General features: G+C 49.9%; 1 protein-coding gene and 2 tRNA genes. All 3 read left to right on the top strand.

All coding sequences use genetic code 11. From position 1 onward, the window contains the following. Nucleotides 1–332 precede the first annotated feature (332 nt). A tRNA-Gly gene (locus ACETPC_RS14020) sits at nucleotides 333–407 on the top strand. A gap of 6 nt (nucleotides 408–413) precedes the next feature. Then, nucleotides 414–489 (top strand) — tRNA-Thr (locus tag ACETPC_RS14015). Between the two features lie 113 nt (nucleotides 490–602). Continuing rightward, nucleotides 603–703, top strand: a 101-nt coding sequence (locus ACETPC_RS14010) for a GTP-binding protein (protein WP_232799363.1), incomplete at its 3' end; no start/stop codon positions are given.

Here is a 703-nt window from a genome sequence, read left to right as displayed (position 1 = left end):
TAACATTGTTCGCAGTGTTAGTAAGAGGCAGAGTTTTTCAGCTTCCCCACGGGGAAGGACGAGAAGCTTCGACCTCGAAGGTTTGACCCGAAGGGCGCGGAGCAAAGCGACGTGAATCCTTCCAGTAGCAGAGTCAAATCTGGCACCACCATTAACATTGTTCGCAGTGTTAATAACATTTCGGCCTTGCACCCTAAGGCTGCAAATGCAGAATTCAGACTGAGCTCAAGCACAGTCGGAGTCATCAAGCAAATGCGGGTTGACTCGAGTAGCAGGAAAGCATTTCTGTTATTCACAAGCTACAGACAGAACAGGTAGCCGAGTTCCAGGATGCGGGCATCGTATAATGGCTATTACCTCAGCCTTCCAAGCTGATGATGCGGGTTCGATTCCCGCTGCCCGCTCCAAGCCGTGCTGATATGGCTCAGTTGGTAGAGCGCACCCTTGGTAAGGGTGAGGTCCCCAGTTCGACTCTGGGTATCAGCACCACTTCTAAATCTCCCTCCCTGATTCTTCTCTGTGCGTTAAAATTCAACAGTTCAGGCAATGCCTGGTTGATGTGGTGATATCACCGATTTATCCGTGTCTTAGAGGGACAAGCGATGTCTAAAGAAAAATTTGAACGTTCCAAACCGCACGTCAACGTTGGTACTATCGGCCACGTTGACCACGGTAAAACTACCCTGACTGCTGCTATCACCAC

It is taken from the genome of Pantoea sp. sgz302252, from assembly GCF_042610525.1.
Lineage (GTDB): Bacteria > Pseudomonadota > Gammaproteobacteria > Enterobacterales > Enterobacteriaceae > Erwinia.
This window is presented reverse-complemented; position numbering and strand designations above follow the sequence as displayed.